Origin of the sequence: Hespellia stercorisuis DSM 15480, from assembly GCF_900142165.1 — a bacterium.
Lineage (GTDB): Bacteria > Bacillota > Clostridia > Lachnospirales > Lachnospiraceae > Hespellia > Hespellia stercorisuis.
Genome location: NZ_FQZY01000050.1, coordinates 1 through 19,266, shown reverse-complemented (window position 1 = coordinate 19,266; position 19,266 = coordinate 1). Strand labels below are relative to the sequence as shown.

18 protein-coding genes are annotated in these 19,266 nt (G+C 50.8%); 10 read left to right on the top strand and 8 right to left on the bottom strand.

The annotated features are described in order from the left end of the window. Positions 1 to 46 precede the first annotated feature (46 nt). Genes BUB85_RS14740 through lepB form a run of 4 tightly spaced genes read right to left on the bottom strand, consistent with a single transcriptional unit; the run spans position 47 to position 5,822 of the window. Positions 47 to 2,488: a cysteine peptidase family C39 domain-containing protein gene (locus tag BUB85_RS14740; protein WP_073111864.1), complete on the bottom strand. Its 2,442-nt coding sequence runs from the start codon at positions 2,486 to 2,488 to the stop codon at positions 47 to 49. A gap of 39 nt (positions 2,489 to 2,527) precedes the next feature. Then, entirely contained in the window at positions 2,528 to 3,700 is a 1,173-nt protein-coding gene (locus BUB85_RS14735) for a class I SAM-dependent methyltransferase (protein WP_073111862.1), read from the bottom strand. Continuing rightward, positions 3,697 to 5,178: a D-alanyl-D-alanine carboxypeptidase family protein gene (locus BUB85_RS14730; RefSeq protein WP_073111860.1), complete on the bottom strand. Its 1,482-nt coding sequence runs from the start codon at positions 5,176 to 5,178 to the stop codon at positions 3,697 to 3,699. Before BUB85_RS14730 ends, BUB85_RS14735 begins: the two co-directional genes overlap by 4 nt. A 41-nt stretch (positions 5,179 to 5,219) precedes the next feature. Next, a complete protein-coding gene (lepB, locus tag BUB85_RS14725) occupies positions 5,220 to 5,822 on the bottom strand; it encodes a signal peptidase I (protein WP_159434656.1) in 603 nt (200 codons plus the stop codon). 251 nt (positions 5,823 to 6,073) lie between these two features. Between lepB and BUB85_RS14720 the strand changes: the two genes are divergently transcribed. The 9 genes from BUB85_RS14720 (at position 6,074) to BUB85_RS14680 (ending at position 12,822) form a co-directional block, all read left to right on the top strand. Continuing rightward, complete coding sequence (locus tag BUB85_RS14720) at positions 6,074 to 6,784, top strand: GGDEF domain-containing protein (protein WP_073111858.1); 711 nt, start codon at positions 6,074 to 6,076, stop codon at positions 6,782 to 6,784. 62 nt (positions 6,785 to 6,846) lie between these two features. Further along, a complete protein-coding gene (locus tag BUB85_RS14715) occupies positions 6,847 to 7,845 on the top strand; it encodes an RNA polymerase sigma factor (protein WP_073111856.1) in 999 nt (332 codons plus the stop codon). Positions 7,846 to 7,971: 126 nt separating this feature from the next. Next, positions 7,972 to 8,919, top strand: a complete 948-nt coding sequence (locus BUB85_RS14710) for a transglutaminase domain-containing protein (RefSeq protein WP_073111854.1) — start codon at positions 7,972 to 7,974, stop codon at positions 8,917 to 8,919. Between the two features lie 31 nt (positions 8,920 to 8,950). Further along, complete coding sequence (locus BUB85_RS14705; RefSeq protein WP_073111852.1) at positions 8,951 to 9,913, top strand: type II secretion system F family protein; 963 nt, start codon at positions 8,951 to 8,953, stop codon at positions 9,911 to 9,913. An 83-nt stretch (positions 9,914 to 9,996) separates the two neighbouring features. Next, complete coding sequence (locus BUB85_RS14700; protein ID WP_073111850.1) at positions 9,997 to 10,323, top strand: hypothetical protein; 327 nt, start codon at positions 9,997 to 9,999, stop codon at positions 10,321 to 10,323. Positions 10,324 to 10,340: 17 nt separating this feature from the next. Beyond that, positions 10,341 to 10,826 (top strand): DUF4860 domain-containing protein, encoded by a 486-nt coding sequence (locus BUB85_RS14695; protein ID WP_073111848.1) that lies wholly within the window; start codon positions 10,341 to 10,343, stop codon positions 10,824 to 10,826. Then, positions 10,823 to 11,236: a type IV pilus modification PilV family protein gene (locus tag BUB85_RS14690; protein ID WP_073111846.1), complete on the top strand. Its 414-nt coding sequence runs from the start codon at positions 10,823 to 10,825 to the stop codon at positions 11,234 to 11,236. The genes BUB85_RS14695 and BUB85_RS14690 overlap by 4 nt, the downstream gene beginning before the upstream one ends. Next, entirely contained in the window at positions 11,229 to 11,747 is a 519-nt protein-coding gene (locus BUB85_RS14685) for a hypothetical protein (protein WP_073111844.1), read from the top strand. Before BUB85_RS14690 ends, BUB85_RS14685 begins: the two co-directional genes overlap by 8 nt. A gap of 19 nt (positions 11,748 to 11,766) precedes the next feature. Then, the gene (locus BUB85_RS14680) at positions 11,767 to 12,822 is read left to right on the top strand and encodes a type IV pilus twitching motility protein PilT (protein WP_073111842.1); all 1,056 of its coding nucleotides are present in this window, start codon (positions 11,767 to 11,769) and stop codon (positions 12,820 to 12,822) included. 168 nt (positions 12,823 to 12,990) lie between these two features. Here BUB85_RS14680 and BUB85_RS14675 read toward each other — a convergent pair whose 3' ends face one another. Continuing rightward, entirely contained in the window at positions 12,991 to 14,970 is a 1,980-nt protein-coding gene (locus tag BUB85_RS14675) for a C40 family peptidase (RefSeq protein ID WP_073111839.1), read from the bottom strand. Between the two features lie 498 nt (positions 14,971 to 15,468). Between BUB85_RS14675 and BUB85_RS14670 the strand changes: the two genes are divergently transcribed. Continuing rightward, complete coding sequence (locus tag BUB85_RS14670; RefSeq protein ID WP_073111837.1) at positions 15,469 to 16,659, top strand: iron-containing alcohol dehydrogenase; 1,191 nt, start codon at positions 15,469 to 15,471, stop codon at positions 16,657 to 16,659. A gap of 105 nt (positions 16,660 to 16,764) precedes the next feature. Here BUB85_RS14670 and BUB85_RS14665 read toward each other — a convergent pair whose 3' ends face one another. From BUB85_RS14665 to BUB85_RS14655, 3 genes are all read right to left on the bottom strand, one after another. Then, positions 16,765 to 18,207: a M20/M25/M40 family metallo-hydrolase gene (locus BUB85_RS14665; RefSeq protein ID WP_073111835.1), complete on the bottom strand. Its 1,443-nt coding sequence runs from the start codon at positions 18,205 to 18,207 to the stop codon at positions 16,765 to 16,767. A gap of 2 nt (positions 18,208 to 18,209) precedes the next feature. Further along, positions 18,210 to 18,827, bottom strand: coding sequence for a hypothetical protein (locus BUB85_RS14660; RefSeq protein ID WP_073111833.1), 618 nt, complete (start codon positions 18,825 to 18,827; stop codon positions 18,210 to 18,212). Between the two features lie 170 nt (positions 18,828 to 18,997). After that, positions 18,998 to 19,266: IS66 family transposase (locus BUB85_RS14655; protein WP_143160745.1), on the bottom strand; the 269-nt coding region annotated here is incomplete at its 5' end.

Genomic DNA, 19,266 nt, shown 5'->3' with positions numbered 1-19,266 from the left:
GCCGCATCCTTCCCCCAGCTAAGACCCCAGGCCCGGCGGAACGTCCTTAGCGCACATACCCAATAAAGGTATTCCCGCTCCCGGCCACCATAGCTGCCATATCCGCCATGTCTGCCGTCTTCTCCTCCCCGGTCGCCGGGTCGATATACGTCACATCCTCCGTCGTATACCCCGTCAGGAGAATTGCATTGTTCGCATCCGTCATGGCGATCACCGGGATGCCCTTGTAAATCAGATAACAGATCTGGCTGATGTCGCAGCCCGTCAGATCCACACGAGTCGCCCCGTACTGCGCAAGCTGCTCCTCGCACGCCTGCAGGGACGTCTTGCCCTCCGGTATGGAGAACGCAGGGAATCCGGTCTGGAATACCAGATCACGGTTTCCCTTCTCCCACACATACTGCTGTCTGGAGGAAATCACCACGCCGCACAGTTCCTGCGCTCTGGCGATTGCGTATGCCGCCTTACCATAAATTCCGGCAACCTCACCGGTTCCGAATACCAGATATTTCTCCGTCGTGTCCTTCTCCGTAAATGCGATGGTCGTCACGTCTCCGATGGTCACCTGCCCCGGCTGAAGAATCTTCGGCAGTGTATCCGGGATGTTCTCCGTAAACGCCAGCAGCATCTCCGTCTTTTTCACCTCATTTACATAGGAGGTCAGCGAGATGTTACTCTCGGTCTTCTCCTCATTATTCGTGATATAATCCTGTCCGGCATCCGTGTAGATATCACCGTTTTTCACCGCCCGGTTCAGCGTAATCAGATTCTCATTGATGAAGATATCCTCCACGAAGATCTGTTCCTGTGCATACGTCTTCACGACCTCATTCTCGCTGTCGCGAATCTCAAGCACTGCCATCGGAAGGATCGCCTCCCCGGACGCTTTGACTCCCGCATCACAGACATTTGCAATCCCGTAAACGAAATCATTTACCACGAAGCCAAGCGGTCGTATACACTGATCCGCATTTACCTCAATCTCATTTACATTTCCATCGGACAGGTTCATAACCGTGACCTTCGTGGCACTGTTCAGCTCCCCATTGGTCTGGTAGGCAAGCAGATGACCATCCGCGGAGCCAACATACTGCCCCTCCGTCAGATTCTTTGCCAGCTCTGTCTGCTCATCGTTCTTCAGATCCACCTGGTACAGGGTTCCGCCCGCCAGCACGTAGAGCATCTGATCGTTGTGATTGTAGTACACAAATTTCCCCAACTCATCCTCCGCAAGCGCAAAAGACTTGTTGCTCGGAATAAATGCCTTCTCCTCCACCACATTTTTCTCAATATCAAAGTAGAAGATATCGACGCCGACCTCACCCTCATGTTTCCCACGGTTCATATATCCATACACCGCAAATGTTGTGCTTCCGTTTTTGTCCATGCTGATGATGCGCACCGCATGCTGGTCGTACCTGCTTCTCGCATCGGCTCCCGCAGAGTTTGCAAAACTGAAGGCCATGGACAGTTGATCATCGTCCTGATTGTATACCCACAGTTCCCGCTCCTGCACGAAGGCCACAATCTTTCCATTTTTGCTGACCTTATATTCCACAGCCGGATCCGTGATTCCAAGCTTGATTCCGTCCTTTGTCAGAACCGGATTGTTCCTGCCGTCAAACACCTGATTCATGGTCCGGTTGTAATTGAGCAGGTAGACCGCTCCGGACTCAATCCGGATCCTGAAAAATTCTTTTACATTATAAGTCTCTGTCCCCTCCGGATTGTCGTCCTGCGGGCAGGTCACCTGATATCTGGCAAGCAGCGAGGTGTAGGTGCTGTTGCTCTCCTTGATGGTCCACTCGATATCTCCCTTGACCGTCGGGGTGAGATTCCCCCACATCACCTGACTGACCTCCGAATTGATGGTGACCGTCTGGTACGTCGTATTATCGCTCTGATCGCTGGTCTCTATATAGGAAGAGACCCAGCTCTCCGCATTCTTATCCAGTGTGTTGTTGTGAAAATCTTCCGCAAAATCAAGACAGGCCTTTGTCGAGAGACTCTCCGGCTTCTCGATACGCATATAGTAATGCACATCCTTGCTCCCCGCCTTCAGCGTCACCTCCATGACCGCCTCGGGTACGTCCTCGATCAGACTGCGCACGTTCAGCGTGACCGTGCCGTCCTTCTCCTCCGCTGTGCCGTCCCCCAGCTTTGTCTCCCCGTCCAGCGTCGTGACCACATAGGTAATGTCCTTGATCTCATTGTCGTAGCTCTCGATTTTCATGGTCAGTGTTCCGTCATTTGCGATGGGCGTGATCGTATCGCGCATGGCAGTGATATCCATCTCATCCACATACCCCGCGATGGAATTGACCGTGTGTCCCTCTATATCAAACGAAATGCGAGGCAGTACCGCCGTCGCCATCTCGGATGTACGTTCATCTGAGTTTCTGTTGGTGATCAGACTGATGATGACCGCCGCCACGATAAACACAGCCGCCAGCACCCCGACCCGAATTACGATTTTTTTTGCATTCATCTATACTCTCCTACACTTTTTTGTATTGCCTGCCATCTTCTATGCTTTTTCGCGCTCGTCCAGAAGTTTCCCCAAGGTCGGCTGGACCTGCAGAAATTCCACGCACGCCTCAATCTCCCCCTGCTTCTTTGCACGGTGTGCCTCATCTTCACACTTCTTCTCATTTTTCACGGCACGCAGCAGGATGTTCTTTGGCGTGTGCTCCATGTCAATGAACTCCAGAACCTGGGTGTCATACCCCTCCCGGTCCAGATACTCCGCACGCAGGCCGTCCGTCGCCAGCGCGGCCATCCGCTCCTTCAGCAGTCCGTACTCCATGATCGGAGCCAGAATCTCATTCTTCATCTGGCCGTTCAGCTCATGCTGGCAGCACGGAACCGACAGGATTACTCTTGCATCCCATCCGATCGCCTTCGCCAGCGCATAATCCGTCGCCGTGTCGCAGGCGTGAAGTGTCACCACCATATCCACCTTGTCAACGCCCGTGTAGTCAGCGATATTGCCCTCCAGGAATTTCAGCTTCTCGTAACCGTATTTCTCACTCAGCGCGCTGCAGTGCCGGATCACATCTGCCTTCAGATCCAGACCGATGATCCGGATGTCATATTTTTTCAGCTCATGCAGATAATAATACATGGCAAATGTAAGGTAAGACTTTCCACACCCAAAATCCAGGATCGTCAGCTCCCGATTCTTGTCAAGCTGGGGCAGGATGTCCTCGATAAATTCCAGAAAACGGTTGATCTGCCGGAACTTATCCATTCTGCTGCGGACGATCTTCCCATCGGCAGTCATGACGCCCAGATCCTGCAGAAACGGCACATAGACTCCCTCCTCCAGGATGTACTTCTTGCTCCGGTTGTGGGACAAGTCCACTTCCTTCACCGCCTGGGTCTGGCGTTTGGATTGAATCGTCACCTTTCCCTTTTTGCTGACCAGAACGGTATGGTTCTGTGTCTTCGTGGTGATCTGCATCTGTCGGAACTCCTGCATCAGCTCTGCACATCGACCGCAGGCTTCTTCCACCTTCAGATTCTCGTGAAACGCCTGTGTCTTCGTGAAGGATTCCAGTTGAAAATAAAGGTCCTCCCCTTTTAAAATGGGGCGCACCTTTACCTTGATCACTTTGTCTTTTGTTCTCGGGTTGCTGATAGTTGCCTGATGAAAATCGGCATTCAGCGTATTGTTTAGCAATTCTAAAATTTCTTTCATATGTTCTTCCTTTTATTTTCCCTTCCGTTCCTGCGCTGTGCCTCCCTGCGGCGGCGCAGCAGCTCTTCTCTGCGGGCTCTGCGTCTCTTCTTTTTCTGGTGGCTCCTCACCGCCAGAACAATCAGAAGGATTACGATTACCAATACCGCTGCCCCAATGCCCCCCAGCACAACTGGATCGGCATTCTTCAGCCACGTCAGTATGCCCGACAGCACGCCGCCGTCCTGCTTTTTCTGACTCTTTGTATTCTTCTCTGAATCTGTGTTCGGTTTCACTGTATTTTTCGTGCTTTTCGCCACGGAATCAATCGGAGTCTTTTCCGTCACCTCCGCCGTGCCGACAATATTGTCATTGTATGTGTACGTCACTTTCCCGTCTTTTACCGTCGATTTCAGATCTGCAAATGTGACGCCCTCCGGCAGTACCACATATGCGGACGGATCCTTCAGTTCAAACTCCCCGGATTTCTCGTTGTCGGCGATCGATACCTTGGAGAAGTTGCCAAACGCATAATTCATCAAATTGGTCGTATCCGGATAGACATGGATTCCATGGGTCTTGAGCACCACGGACACCAGCTGAAACTCCCCATCGTCCGCATAGGTAAGCAGCGTGGACAATGCCTGGTCTGTATATCCGGTCTTTCCGCCCACACAGTACTGGTAATACTCCTTGTTGTCCGGATAAAGCATCTTGTGGTTCTGCTGGAACACTCTGGATTCCGGCTCCAGATTGGTCGGTCCGATCGTGTATTCCAACGTCTTTGTAATCGTACGGAAGTCCTCAATTCTGAACGCTGCCGCTCCGATCAATGCCATATCCCTGGCACACGTATAGTGATTCTCATCGTGAAGTCCGTTGGGATTCACAAAATGGGAATTGACGCCGCCCAGCGCCGCCACATCATCGTTCATCTTCTGGATAAAATCATCGTACCCGCTGCCCGTCGCATTCTCCGCGATTGCATGGGCCACCTCGTTGGCCGACGCCAGAAGCATGCCGTACAGCGCATCCTTCATGCTGAGCACCTCCCCGGAGCGCATACCGATGGATGCGTCCCCATACTCCATAAAGGAAACCGAATCGTCCGTGAATTTTACCTCGTCCGTCATCTGGCTGTTCTCCAGCGCCACCAGTGCCGTCAGAACCTTGGTGATGCTGGCCGGATAAAATGCAGCGTCAATATTCTTCGCATACAGGATCGCACCGCTTCCGATATCCATCACAATGGCTCCCTCGCCATAGGTGCCCGGCCCCTGCGGCCAGCCCGGCAGCCCGTTGGACTCCACCGGCATGGCATACACTTCCGCCTCGATCTTTGCCTCCTGTTTCTGCTGTTCTGTCAGTTGTTCCTCCGCATCTGCCGCCGTATCCGCTGCCGGATCAGCTGCCACATCCTCCGCTCTCGCGGTTCCTCCCATCGTAAATAGCAGCATTGCAGTCATTGCCGCCGCAATCACCCTCTTATAAACTTTCATGTTCTCCTCCACCTGTTATATTCAATCATGCTCCAGCATAATTACCGCACCCGTCCGACATAAAAAACAATCTTCCCCGTGATCCGTTCCTCTATAATAGTTCCAAACGCTCTCGAGTCGTTCGAGTTCTCCCTGTTATCCCCGAGAATGAAATACTTCCCCTTCTCCACCGTGAGCGGGTAAGTCACATTCCCTTCCTCCGCAAGCGTCGCACCGGACACGTAGGGCTCCTTCTGCAGCTCTCCGTTAATGTAGAGCGCCCCGTCCCGCAGATCCACCTCATCGCCCGCCGCCGCAACGATTCGTTTTACATAAAACTTTCCAGAGGGCATCCGCACCGAAACCACATCCCCCACCTCATAATTGCGGTGAAGTCTGTTGTAAAAAACGGCCTGCCTGTTCTGCAGCGTCGGATACATGGAGCTCCCATTTACAAAAGAGATTCCCAGTGCAAAATGAAACAGCAGATACGCAATTGCAATCAAAACCGCAAAAAACACAAGATCATGCGCAATCCTCTCCTGTGTAGTCCAATAGAGACGCCTTCGATACCACTTGATTTTCGGCTGGTCTGTGACAATCGCCGTCTCATCGAAACGGGCGGCGGAACCTGTTTTTTCTATACTTTCCTGCTTATCGCTCATACCGTGTGTTCCTTCTTCTTTCATGCAGCATTACATGCAGCACGAATCCGAAACAGCAGACCATCTGCCTCCTGCTGTTTTGAACTCGTTCTCAACACGAATAGTATAGCACAAAATGCATATAAATTTGTGAAAAAAACACACTTTTTGTGCTATACTATTTTCAGACTGAGTCACTGTTCGCGCTGCACCTCAACAGTGACGTATCCCGTCCTCTTTACACCAACCACTTAGAAGGAGGCCCTATATATATGAAGCGCTTTAATTTTTTCAAGGCCGTACAGCTTCTCCTGTTTCTCATCATCACCGGTTTCTGCCTGGCTTTGATTTTATTTGACCCGCAGACCCGCAATTTTGTAGCGAAAAACGAACATATCCGGCTGATCTGCTCCATGCTCTGGATCGTCCTGGTTCTCTCATTCATCTTTTTGTTCGTAGATTTCCAGTTGTTCTCCGGATTTCAGCGCAGCATCAAGAAACTGGATCAGGCCGCACACGCAGACACGATCACCGGGATTCCGAACCGTTTCAGCTGTGATTCTCTGATTGAAAAATACATCGGCGAACCGCTTCCCCCCAACATGGGCTGCATCATGATCGATCTGACCAACATCATCGATATCAATAACGCTTACGGGCGCGAGGCCGGTGACGATGCCATCCGGCAGTTTTCCGAGACGCTTCATCTGGTCTCTGCCGGCCTGTGCTTTGTCGGCAGGAACGGTGGGAACAAGTTTATTACAATATTTGAAAATTGTGAAAAAATACAGCTGGTACAATTTCTGAACCGGTTGAATGAACAGATGACTATCGCCAACAGGCAGGGAACCGCGCCCGTCATCCGCTACAAATACGGTACCGCCTATCATGACGGCACAAAAAATGACGGGATCGAGCAGATCACCGAGCTGATTTCACTCGCAAACCGGCGTATATACGCGCCTGATTCGACTGCGCATTAAGCACTGGTTTCACAGCGCTTTTTCCCCGCCATTACTATACTTATTCCGAAGGATGTGATTTTATGGCTGATTTAGACTATCCTTACCTGGCCCGGCTGGTTCAGAAGACGCTTCAGGGCAACAGCAACGCATTTGCCGAGCTCTACGCCGCCACCTACCAGCGGCAGTACCGGCTGGCCTACAATTATTTTCATGATCCTTATGTTTCACAGGACACTCTGAAACAATTATATATCCTTGTGCTGGCACATCTTGACGAACTGAAGGATCCGCAGTTATTCATTGACTGGCTCGATCAGATCAACCACCAGATTTGTCAGCAGATTTCCGCAAATGTGGCCGCTCCGAAATTTCATGATATCCGTGCAGCCCGACTGGACGTTAAAAATGCTTCGATCCTGCTCTCCTCGATCCTTGAGAGCTGCGGTTATGAGGCCAATTCCATGCCGCTGTCCGCCATAGACGGATTTCAGGCCTACCGGAAGGAAAATTATATCCTTCAGAAAGCAATTCTCGTGATCGTGATCGCCTGTCTGCTGCTGACACCGCTTCTTTTCGTGATTCCAAAAGTCCACGTTGAGGAGGCGTCCAGAACAAACAGCCAGATTTTCTATCGTATTGGTGTCCATTCTCTTCTGCGGGTCAAGAGCGTGACAGCCACCCTCGGCGGCACTCCGCTCGATGTCTACGAGACAGCCTTCAAGGTCTACACCATCGCTCCCGAAGAGAACGGCACGGTCACCGCGACCGTCACACTGGAAAACGGACAGTACGTCACCCGAACCATCGACGTGACCGCCGTCGACACAACCGCACCGTCCATCGTGTCCCAGGAGGTGATCGACAGCCGTCTCGTCCTGAGTCTGTCCGACGACGGATCCGGGATCGACTTCGAAAAAATCAAGGCCTTCAGCGGGGGCGGCTCCCCCGTTTCCATGGAGTCCTTTGACGAAGCTACCGGAGTTGTCGAATTTGACAATTCCAAAACACCGCTGGAGCTTTTTATCCCCGACAAAGCCGGCAACACGACCCACACCACTGTCGGGGCAGTATCTCCATGACCCATAGAGCAGACACACAATCTGCTCCACAACTTATTTTGAATTGTCCGGCAGCTCCGCTGCTTTTCAGAATGGATTTTTGCAGCCCCGGCACCACACAGCTGATCGAAGGGAGGATTAGAGAAGATGATCGCAAATACCCGCAGAAGCGGCTTTCCGCTTCTTGTACTTTTATCCCTCTTTTTTGCATTACTTATCAGCGGCTGCGGCAAGTCTGGCAGCGCAGGCGGCGGCAAGGACATCAATGACCCCGGGCACCCGCGGACAAGCACTCTGAATGTTCTCGTTCCGGATCCGGCCGGCACCACCGTTTACGGCAATGATTTTGCCGCTGTCGATGCCTCCAACACCTCCGAGGGCTACGTCATGGTTCAGTACAAGGGTACTTCCACCAAAGTGAAGCTGCAGATTACCACACCGGACGCGACCGTCTATTCTTATTCACTTTCGGTCGGAGACTATGCCACATTTCCGCTGTCCGGCGGAAGTGGTTCCTACCATCTGGACGTCCTGGAAAATGCTTACGATGATCTCTACGCGATTGTTTTTTCCCAGGATATGGACGTGACGATCAGCGATGAATTCAAACCGTTTCTATATCCAAACCAGTATGTGTGGTTCACGCCCGATTCCAAAGCAGTCGCCAAAACCGGAGAATTGTCGGACCAGTCCTCCTCTGATCTTGGATATGTACAGTCGGTTTATGAATATGTAATCAAAAATATTTCTTATGACACAAAAAAGGCTGAAGATATTCCCACCAATTACATACCAGACATCGACGAGACGCTCTCCTCTGGAAAAGGAATCTGTTTCGACTACGCTTCGCTGATGTCTGCCATGCTCCGCTGCCAGGGAATCCCCACGCGGCTGGAGGTAGGCTATTCCGGGGAGGCATACCACGCCTGGATCAGTGTGTATCTGAAGGAGAGCGGATGGGTGGACAACATCATCGAGTTTGACGGCTCCTCCTGGTCCCTGATGGACCCGACTCTGGGTGCCAATAACAAGAGTTCCTCCGTCAAAAAATATATTGGCGACGGAAGCAATTATACGGTAAAGTATACTTATTAGATGTGAAACCACATACAAGGAGGTTTATACTATGGAGAAACAACAGCAGACCAAGCCCCTGACCAACATGGAGATTTCTTCTTTCTGCAGCCAGATTGCCATGATTCTGGAATCCGGTATCTCAGGTCTCGAGGGAATCACGATCATGCTGGAGGAGGCAGAATCCCCGCAGGACAAGGCGATTCTCGAGTCGATACTGGGCGCATATCAGGAAACAGGGAATTTCAGCAAGGCGCTGGGTGCTCCCGGTATTTTTCCTCCCTATTTTCTGCACATGGCAGACATCGGAGAACAGACCGGTAAACTTGACGACGTCATGGCTTCTCTGAGTGAACATTACAGCCGCGAGGACAACATCGCCAAAACCATCCGGAATGCAGTGACTTATCCGCTCATCATGATCACCATGATGGTTTTGGTCATTCTGGTTCTGATCATCAAGGTCATGCCGATCTTCAATCAGGTGTTCATCCAGCTCGGTCGGGAGATGACCGGTTTTTCAAGAGGCATCATGAATATGGGAACCACCATCAGCCGCTATTCTCTTGTGTTCATCCTTCTGATCGCGGTGCTGATTGCCCTGCTTCTCTACCTGACCAGGACCAGGCGCGGAAAGGCTGCCTTCCAGAAGCTGTGCTACCATTTCCGCTTTGCCCGCTCCCTCTACGAGGGCACGGCGGCCTGCCGGTTCGCAAGCGGCATGGCTCTGACTCTGAGCAGCGGACTGAATCCCGACCAGGGGCTGGAGCTGGTCAGCGCATTGATCGACAATCCATTTTTCAAAAAGAAGGTGGAAGACTGCCGTGCAAAGACCGGATCCATGGATTCCGTCATGGACAAGATCGCAGGACTCTACGAGGAAGAGATTGACACGAAGCTCAACAACCTGCTGTCGATTCTGGAACCCACGCTGGTCATTGCCCTGTCTCTGATCGTCGGCGTGATCCTGCTGTCGGTGATGCTGCCGCTGATGGGCATCATGTCAAGCCTGTAGGAGACTGCTGCTGGTTTACAGTATGTCAACAGCCAGCAGGAAACGCCCGCTTATACGCATTTGAAAGAAAGGAGGACTGCTCTATGGCACGGTTTCAATATAGAAAACCAAATAGCAGCTATCGAAACTTAATTATTTCTATCGTTATATTTTCATGCATCATTTTCTGTTTCTTTTATGGGCTGAATACTGTCTCTTCCAGAACGGATGCCGAGGCGCTCGCCAGTCTGGAAAATGCGGTTCAGCAGGGTGTCACCCACTGTTATGCCGTGGAGGGTGTCTATCCGGAGAGCCTGGATTACCTCAAAGAACACTACGGCATTTCCTATGACCCTGACAAATATTACGTGGATTACCGAATCGAGGGTGCCAATATTATGCCCGACGTAACAATCATTAAGAAGTATTAAGGAAGGAGACTGACAGAATGAGATTTCAAACAAAAAAGAATCACGTGATCGATCTGCTTTTTCCAATTGCGGTCTTCTTCGTCTTCGCAGTTTCTGCGCTGACTGTGATTCTGCTGGCCGCCAATATCTATCAGTCCACGACCGCACGCTCCTCAGAGAATTATACAGCCCGCACCTCACTTTCCTACATTAGTGAGAAGATTCACCAGAGTGATGTGGAGGGCGGCATATCTATCGGGACCTTCGACGGGCGTGACAGCCTGATCCTGAAGCAGACTTACGAGGGCAGCCTGTTCTGTACTTATATCTACGAGGACGGCGGTTATCTGAAGGAATTGTTTGTAAAGGACGGCACAGACGCATCTGCCCAGAGCGGCAAGAACATCATCGCAGTCAAGTCCTTTTCCATGGAGAGCCAGAAGAACGGCCTGTTTCACTTCATCGTAACAGACAGCCAGGGTGAGACGGCTTCTGTCACCGTGCGGGAAAGGAGCAGCTTATGATGAAACTCGGACGTGCCAAATCCTCGAATCTGTTTCTTTTGGAGCTGATCATCGCCATTCTGTTCTTCTCCATTGCCAGTGCGGTCTGCGTACAGCTTTTCGTGAAGTCGCACCTGCTGAGCGTGGAGACCTCCCAGCTGAATCAGGCAGTGAATCTCGCCTCCGGGGCAGCGGAGTCTGTCATGGACGATGCGGTCGCCGACGGAGAGAGCTCTGAGAATTGTGACTATTACGACGAGACGTGGAAGCCCTGTGACGAAACCGGCGCCGCTTACAGCGTAACTGTCTGCCTGTCCAGAAAGGATTTCCAGATCACCGGAAATGTGGTGGTACAGCGCACAGAGGACGCAAAGACTTTGTATGAGCTCCCCATCACACACCATGTAGGGAGGAGGGCCGGCGATGAATAAACGACAAACTCCTGTTTTTAACATCGGTTCCTCCTCCATGCTGGTCATCTTCATCGTGCTCTGCCTCGTAACCTTTGCAACGCTGTCCCTCGCAAGCGCCAAAAACGATCACGACTACAGCCAGAGGATTGCCGACCGCCGGACCGCGTATTACAACGCCTGCAATACCGCCGAGACGATGCTTGACACCATCGACGCCGAGCTGGATGACATTTACACGAACCGGCATGATGATGACGATTATTTTACTTCCGTCAAATATGCACTTCCTGCTCTGGAGATGGACAACGTAACCGTGTCCATGAATTTCACTCTGGAGGAGCCTGTCGTAAACCTGCGGATCCCGGTGGACGACACCCAGGAGCTGGATGTCACACTCACCCTGTCAGCACCGGAAGCGACCGGGGACGGTTATTACCGGATCACCCAGTGGCAGACAGTGAACACTGCTGAGTGGAGCGGGGACAATTCGCTTCATCTGATGGATATCAATGGCACCGATAGTAAATGATAAAAAAGGAGACTTATATATGAATGTTAGTGCACTGTTAGAACGGGCTGTCAACAATACGGCCTCGGACATATTTATCATCGCCGGACTTCCGGTTTCCTGCCGCGTGAACGGCGTAATCGAGCGTGAGGATGATGTGCGGCTCATGCCGGACGATACGGAGGATCTGGTCAACCAGATTTACGAGCTTTCCGGCCACCGCAGCATGGAAACGCTCCACAAATACGGAGACGACGATTTCGCATTTGCGATTCAGGGCATTTCCCGTTTTCGTGTCAGCGCGTATAAGCAGAGAGGTGCCCTGTCCGCAGTCATCCGCGTCATCACGTTCAATCTGCCGGATTCTCATAGCCTTGGGATTCCAGAGAACATCGTCAGCCTCGGTGATTCCGGAAAGGGGATGGTGCTTGTCACCGGCCCCGCCGGCAGCGGCAAGTCAACGACACTCGCCTGCATGGTGGACCATATTAATCGGACGAAGGACAAGCACATCATCACGCTGGAGGATCCGCTGGAATATCTGCACCGGCATAAGAAAAGCATCGTCAGCCAGCGGGAGATCAACGTCGATACCGAGAGCTACGTCACCGCACTGCGGGCTGCTCTGCGGCAGAGTCCGGACGTGATCCTGCTCGGTGAGATGCGGGATTACGAGACCATCAACGTCGCTATGACGGCGGCCGAGACCGGGCACATGATCTTCTCCACGCTGCACACAATCGGTGCCGCCAACACGATCGATCGTATCATCGATGTCTTCCCGCCGAATCAGCAGCACCAGATTGCGGTTCAGCTATCCATGATTCTGAACGCAGTAGTCTCCCAGCAGCTCGTTCCCACTGTGGACGGAAAGATGACACCGGCATTTGAGATTATGACCGTGACGCCGGCCATCCGCAACATGATCCGCGACAGCAAGATTCCGCAGATAGACGGAGTGATCTACCCCGCTTCAAGTAATGACATGATCTCCATGGACAACAGCCTCCTGAAGCTTTATCAGGATGGGATCATCGATAAAAATACGGCTTTGCTGTATGCAACGAATCCGGAGATGCTGAAAAAGAAATTATAGTACCGGAAGAAATGTTGGATTAGATATCAGATTAGATGTCAGATTAGATGTCAGATTAGATGTCAAAAGGTGCGATTACATCCTGGGACTGTGATGTCCCGGTGTAATCGCACCTTTTTATTTTCCATACAATTTTTACATTCTATTTATTCTGTCGCTGTCCGATTCTTACTTCAATGAAGACAGCAGCGTCTTTGCAGTGCTCTGCTTTTCTGCTGACAATGTCTGCTCAATCGATGTAGTCCCGGCAATTTCCAACGCATTGGTAAGTGTCTTTTTACGCTGCACCACGACACCTCGCGCTAACGTTTTGCTTTTTGTCGGTGTGATCTCTGACTTTGCGACCGTGATCTTCTTCGGATTTCCGGCCTTCTTCTCTTCTTTCGCCTCTGTCACGGACTCAGCTTCTGCTGTCTCCGCCTTCCCGGCTGCCGAAACAGTTGTCTCATTATAGCAGTACGGACGTCTTACATAGCGGAATCCCGCATCATATGCCGCATCGATCACAACACCGTTATCCGTGGCATTACAATGTGCAACGATCAAGTCTCCGGCACCACTTCGGCCTACTACGACTCCGATATGATTGTCGCTGGCATCCGCAAGCGGTGCGTTCAGCAGAACAATGTCTCCCGCCTTCGCCTCGTCCTCCGAAATCTCCTCCGAAGCATTCCACTGAGATGTCGTTCCGTTTCCAATCGATACGGAAGTATCCTGGAATCCGTTGATAAATGCCCATGTCACATAGCCGCTGCAGTCCATTCCATACAGTTTCAGCTGTCCGGAATCGTCACTTCCTGCCGCTGAGATGACCTTCTGACTTCCCCAACTGTCATTCCAGCCGATTGCATTGTATTTGCCGCCCCAGAAGTACGCGATTTTCCCTACCAGACTGTAAGCTGCCCGAACCACACCGATTCGCTCTGCGGAAAGACCTTCCTCCAGACTCTCTGTGATAAAACCGTCAGCCTGTGTTGCCGCCGCACATAAGAGAATGCAGTCCTGATCCATATATTTTTTCAGGAGTTCTTTTTCCGCGTCATTCAGTTCAGGGTGTGCTGCCATATAATCCTCTGTACTGGTATTCGCATACGTGATTGCATGATTTTCTTCCACCGGTGCGTTCATCTCTGCAAATACTGCAGCAATATCCGCTTTCGTGTCCTTGCTGAACGTGAACGTTTTCGCGCCCTTTCTTGTCTGATCAAGGACATATACTGCGAGCACGTCCTGCCAGTTCTTTACCTCGATGCCTTCTGTAACCTGAGCCGGATCGACCTCCACCTCAATGCTGGTCTCATCAACCTGCTCAGCCGATTCATCCTGCACTTCGCCGCCATTGGCTTTCGCCTCACTGATCACTCTTGCCTTCTCAGCCTCCAGCGCGTTGTTGTTGACTGACGCTTTATATTCATCCTCGATCTGCTGCATGATTTCTGCAAAATCATCCGAAAATGTAATGTTATATGTACTGCTCAGCTGACCGGTATAAAAACCGGTTCCCGCGGTAATGTTCGCACCCGGATCAAATACCGGATCTGCTGCTTTCGCCTCTTCCGCAGGGGTCTCCTCCTCAGACTTGCTCTCTTCTTCCTCTGCCGGCTGCTCTTCCTCCCCATTGTCTGCGGATTCTTCTTCGGCATTTTTCGCCGCTTCTTCCTCTGCCTTTTTCGCTGCTTCTTCCTCAGCTTTCTTCTTCGCCGCCTCTTCCTCGGCCTTTTTCGCTGCTTCTTCCTCAGCTTTCTTCTTCGCTGCCTCTTCCTCAGCCCTCTTCGCTGCCTCAGCTGCATTCTGTGCCCGAAGCTCGTCGCGGGTCATTGTGACTTCGTCGTAGAATACTTCGCCTTCAAACTCAGAAAACGGAATCTCTGTTCCATCCTCTAATATTACTGTTGTATCGTCCACAATATCTATAATGATCTTCTCGCCCTTATAAAGTGCATAGCGCTGTACCGTCACGCTCTCGGCCGGCTCTTCCCAGCCTTCGTCCGACTGTCCATCCCCCATGTCCTCACTCTGCGTTTCCATTTCTCCACCCTGCTCTGTCGGCTCAGAATACTCTGCTGCAAACACTGTAGGTGTATTCGCTACAAGCATTGTTGACGCTATCGTGATGCAAAACATTCTGCTTATATAATTTCGTTTCATAATGGTTTTCTTCTCCCTTTCCCCTGCTGATACGATTGTCTTTTCCAAAGTTCCCCGGTTGAAGCGGATATTCGCAATCCACTCCGCTGCCTGTCAGCAGAAACCTGGACTTTTTTGTCACTTCCGGTAAATCCCCGTCCACTACTTCGTGTTCTTGCACTTGAAGCGAGGAACACCCATGATTAAATTTAATAAATACATATACTATTGTTTTACAACTTTTTACCACATTTGTCCATGAAAAACACAGTTTTTTCTTACTTTATTGTTTTTTTCTTTTGAAACGTTCTTTTCTTATGAAAATAATAAGAATTTTCCTTCATTAATCTTAAAAATTAAGCCGTAAATGGATCAGATACGCACTCCCTGAACAAACCGAAAAAAACAGAATATATCGATATTTTTTTGTCAATAGGGGTTGCCTGTCAAAACAAAAAGTGATATCATAATCCTTGTAATTGTTAATTAAATAACAAGCAAGAAAAGGAGTGTACTATTATGGCAAGATTTACATTACCACGTGACCTGTATCACGGCAAAGGATCCATTGACGAACTGAAAAATTTCAAAGGTAAAAAAGCAATCGTTGTAGTCGGTGGCGGTTCCATGAAACGTTTCGGTTTCCTGGACAGAGTTGTCAACAACTTAAAAGAAGCTGGTATGGAAGTTGCTCTCTTCGAGAACGTTGAGCCAGACCCAAGCGTTGAGACCGTTATGCGCGGTGCACAGGCAATGACCGAGTTCCAGCCGGACTGGATCGTAGCAATGGGCGGCGGATCACCGATCGATGCTGCAAAAGCAATGTGGGCATTCTACGAATACCCGGAGATAACTTTCGAAGACTTAATCGTACCTTTTAATTTCCCGGTTCTGCGTCAGAAAGCGCATTTCTGTGCAATTCCTTCTACATCAGGAACAGCTACAGAGGTTACTGCATTTGCAGTTATCACAGACTACGCAAAGGGAATCAAATATCCAATGGCTGATTTCAACATTACACCTGACGTTGCAATCGTTGATCCTGACCTGGCAGAGAAGATGCCTCAGAAGCTGACCGCTCACACAGGTATGGACGCCATGACACATGCAATCGAGGCATATGTTTCTACCTTGAACTGCAACTACACAGACGGACTTGCACTCCATGCAATCAAGATGATTCATGATGATCTGAAACAGTCTTACGACGGAGACATGGACGCACGTGACAGAATGCACGACGCACAATGTCTTGCAGGTATGGCATTCTCCAATGCATTACTTGGTATTGTACACTCCATGGCACATAAAACAGGCGCTGCTTACTCTGGCGGACATATCGTACACGGCTGTGCAAACGCAATGTATCTTCCAAGAATCATCCAGTTCAACGCCAAAGATGCAACTGCAGCAAAACGCTACGAAGCAATCGCAAAGCAGATGGGACTGACTGCAGATTCTACAGAGGGCTATGTAGATGCTCTTGTTGCTGAGATCAAGAAGATGAACGCATCCCTGAACATCCCGGATTCCATCAAAGATTACGAGGGCGGCATCATCGACGAGAAAGAATTTATGGACAAGCTCTCCAAGGTTGCAGAACTTGCAATCAGCGACGCATGTACAGGATCTAACCCAAGAATCCCTACTCAGGAAGAGATGGAAGGTCTGTTGAAGGCATGCTATTACGGTGAGGATGTAAACTTCTAAAAACCATAATTGAATATCACCTTCATTAGGGACAGAGCAAACGACAATTGGGGACGTAGTAAAATTGCAATTTTACTACGTCCCCAATTGTCGTTTGCTCTGTCCCTAAAACCGCTTCATAAACCGCACGTAAAACTGCACCGTCTTAATCAATGTCGGGATCGGAATACGTTCATCGTTTCCGTGAATCATGCCACGCTCTTCTTTTGACATCTTCATAGCCGAAAACCGGTAGACCCGGTCTGTAATCCTGCAGTAATGTCTGGAATCGCTGCAGGCCATCATCAGGTAAGGCGTCACGATCACGTCCTCCCAGGTATCCGAAATTACCTCCCCGAGTTTCTTCCACTCCTCACAGGAAGTGTCTGAAAAGATGGACGGGTTCATTCCATTCACCACGTTGATCCTGATATTCGGATTATCGATTACCTTGTTCAGATACTCCACGGAATTCTCTACCGTGTCCGTCCCCATCAGACGCACGTTGGCCCCCATGGTTGCATGATTTGGCAGTACATTGTAGGCCTTGCTCCCCTCTATCCGGGTCAGCGCACAGGTGGTGCGCAGCATGGCGTTAATCTCTCCGCCGGTTTTGGAGCACATCGCCTCGAGTGCCCCGCGAAACAGCCACATATTTGCAAAAATCGTGCGGTACAAGAATGTGCTGTGACGCCCCAGAATATCAAACATTTCCACCACCGGTTTCGTGTATTGGAAATGAAAGGGATGCTTTTCTATCGCCACTGCCGCCTGAGCCAGCTCGCCCACCTGGGTGTGCACCGGAGGCGCAGATGCATGTCCGCCGTTTCCATCGATCTCAAAATCAATGTTGAGACTGCCCTTCTCCCCGATTCCGACACAGGCAAACTCCGCGTCCACCCCCGGAAATGAGTGATCCACCACCGCGCCGCCCTCGTCCAGAACAATAGCCGGCTTCACACCCCGCCGCTCCAGCTCCGCCACGATGTCCGGGCAGGTTCCCCCGTCAATCTCCTCCTCACCGGAGAACGCCATATACAGATCATTGTCCGGGACATAGCCCTCGCCCAACAGCTGCTCTGCCGCCTCCAGAATGGAGCAGAAGGTTCCCTTGGTATCCATGGTTCCGCGCCCCCAGATTTCCCCGTCGATGATCAGCCCCTCAAAGGGCGGCTGACTCCATCCGGATTCATCCACCGGCACCACATCATAATGTGCCATGCAGACCGTGGGCTTCTCAGTCGACTTGCCCTTCCATGTAAACAGCAGGCCGGTCTTTCCGATTTTCTCCGGGCTGCACTGTGCGTGCACCCGTGGGAACCGCTCCTCCACCAGCTTCGTAAGCTTCTCAAATTCTTTCCGGTCCACCAGACTCTCATCCCGGTTGGACACCGTTTTGCACCGGATCAAGTCCACCATATCCCGCACAATCTTCTCCTCGTCGACCTCCACCGGACTCTCCGCTTTCTCCCCCACCGGATACGGCTTAAACATCGCCGTCCGGATCAGAACCACCGCAGCCAGAACCAGGATCACACCAATAATAATCCCTAAAATCGTCAATACCATTCTTACAGCACTCCCTTCTTGTATAAAATCCGAGCCACACCGATCGCGATCAGTGCGCCCACCGGAACCAGCACTCCCACCGATCCGGAAAGGGTCGGAACAAGAATGAACAAGACCACCATGAACACCAGCGGTGCAATACTGATTTTCCAGTTCTTACTGATATAGACAACACCCAGCCCGCCAAACAGGGCCGGAAGTATATTGTCAAATGCAGGCTTAAGCATCTCCGAGTTCAGCACCGGCTCCATGTACGAGAACAGCAGTACACCCAGCGAAATGATAATTGTTGTCACGATGGCACTGGTTGCAATCGCAATGGTCGCGACCACATCGCCCTCCTCCGAGTTGGAGTTTACATGCATGCTCTCCATGGCATTCAGCGCACAGGGCACCTTCAGACTCGTCACATTGCCAGTCACAAATCCGAGAAATGTCCCGCCCGTTCCCAGCATCGGCGTGTAAGTGAGCACCTCGATAAATCCCACGGTCCAGAAGATCGGGGCCACGCCGAGAAGTCCCTTTACCACCGGCATCACTCCCGGCCAGGACTGATAGCGGATACAGATGACAATGGGCACCAGAAGCACCACAGCAACCGCCAGCCAGATCCAGATCATGCCAAACCGATAGGTGGACGCCTCATAGCTGCTCGCAGGAGCCGAGGCACCGTGTGCCGAGCCGTCACAAGTGCCGGCGTCCGAATTTGCTTTTTGATTTGCTTTCGGATTTACTTTTGAATCTGCTTTCGAAACTTTATATTCTTTTTTCGTAACTGTTCAGAACTCCATTAGTTAAAGATGATATCGGAATTCCCTAAAAGGGCTTCTCTGATTGCTGTAAAAGCATTTATTCCATGCTTATGAGCAGTCCCAATATAGCTCATGATTGTAAGATATTCCTGTGCGCCTTCCTCACTGCGAAAACATCCTGAGACCTTGGTTTTAACCTTAATCATGCGCAAATCACGTTCCGCAAGGTTATTATCAAACGGAACACAGAGATTCTTTATAAATAAGCAGACTGATGCCTTGTAATTCACAAGTCTGTCAATTAGAT

Bases quoted from the DNA above. Each gene is read 5' to 3' on its own strand.
- BUB85_RS14735 (WP_073111862.1), bottom strand. From the start codon at position 3,700: ATGAAAGAAATTTTAGAATTGCTAAACAATACGCTGAATGCCGATTTT.
- BUB85_RS14720 (WP_073111858.1), top strand. From the start codon at position 6,074: ATGAAGCGCTTTAATTTTTTCAAGGCCGTACAGCTTCTCCTGTTTCTC.
- BUB85_RS14740 (WP_073111864.1), bottom strand. From the start codon at position 2,488: ATGAATGCAAAAAAAATCGTAATTCGGGTCGGGGTGCTGGCGGCTGTG.
- BUB85_RS14660 (WP_073111833.1), bottom strand. From the start codon at position 18,827: ATGATCTGGATCTGGCTGGCGGTTGCTGTGGTGCTTCTGGTGCCCATT.
- BUB85_RS14685 (WP_073111844.1), top strand. From the start codon at position 11,229: ATGAATAAACGACAAACTCCTGTTTTTAACATCGGTTCCTCCTCCATG.
- BUB85_RS14730 (WP_073111860.1), bottom strand. From the start codon at position 5,178: ATGAAAGTTTATAAGAGGGTGATTGCGGCGGCAATGACTGCAATGCTG.
- BUB85_RS14675 (WP_073111839.1), bottom strand. From the start codon at position 14,970: ATGAAACGAAATTATATAAGCAGAATGTTTTGCATCACGATAGCGTCA.
- BUB85_RS14705 (WP_073111852.1), top strand. From the start codon at position 8,951: ATGGAGAAACAACAGCAGACCAAGCCCCTGACCAACATGGAGATTTCT.
- BUB85_RS14700 (WP_073111850.1), top strand. From the start codon at position 9,997: ATGGCACGGTTTCAATATAGAAAACCAAATAGCAGCTATCGAAACTTA.
- BUB85_RS14715 (WP_073111856.1), top strand. From the start codon at position 6,847: ATGGCTGATTTAGACTATCCTTACCTGGCCCGGCTGGTTCAGAAGACG.
- lepB (WP_159434656.1), bottom strand. From the start codon at position 5,822: ATGAGCGATAAGCAGGAAAGTATAGAAAAAACAGGTTCCGCCGCCCGT.
- BUB85_RS14680 (WP_073111842.1), top strand. From the start codon at position 11,767: ATGAATGTTAGTGCACTGTTAGAACGGGCTGTCAACAATACGGCCTCG.
- BUB85_RS14695 (WP_073111848.1), top strand. From the start codon at position 10,341: ATGAGATTTCAAACAAAAAAGAATCACGTGATCGATCTGCTTTTTCCA.
- BUB85_RS14665 (WP_073111835.1), bottom strand. From the start codon at position 18,207: ATGGTATTGACGATTTTAGGGATTATTATTGGTGTGATCCTGGTTCTG.
- BUB85_RS14670 (WP_073111837.1), top strand. From the start codon at position 15,469: ATGGCAAGATTTACATTACCACGTGACCTGTATCACGGCAAAGGATCC.
- BUB85_RS14710 (WP_073111854.1), top strand. From the start codon at position 7,972: ATGATCGCAAATACCCGCAGAAGCGGCTTTCCGCTTCTTGTACTTTTA.
- BUB85_RS14690 (WP_073111846.1), top strand. From the start codon at position 10,823: ATGATGAAACTCGGACGTGCCAAATCCTCGAATCTGTTTCTTTTGGAG.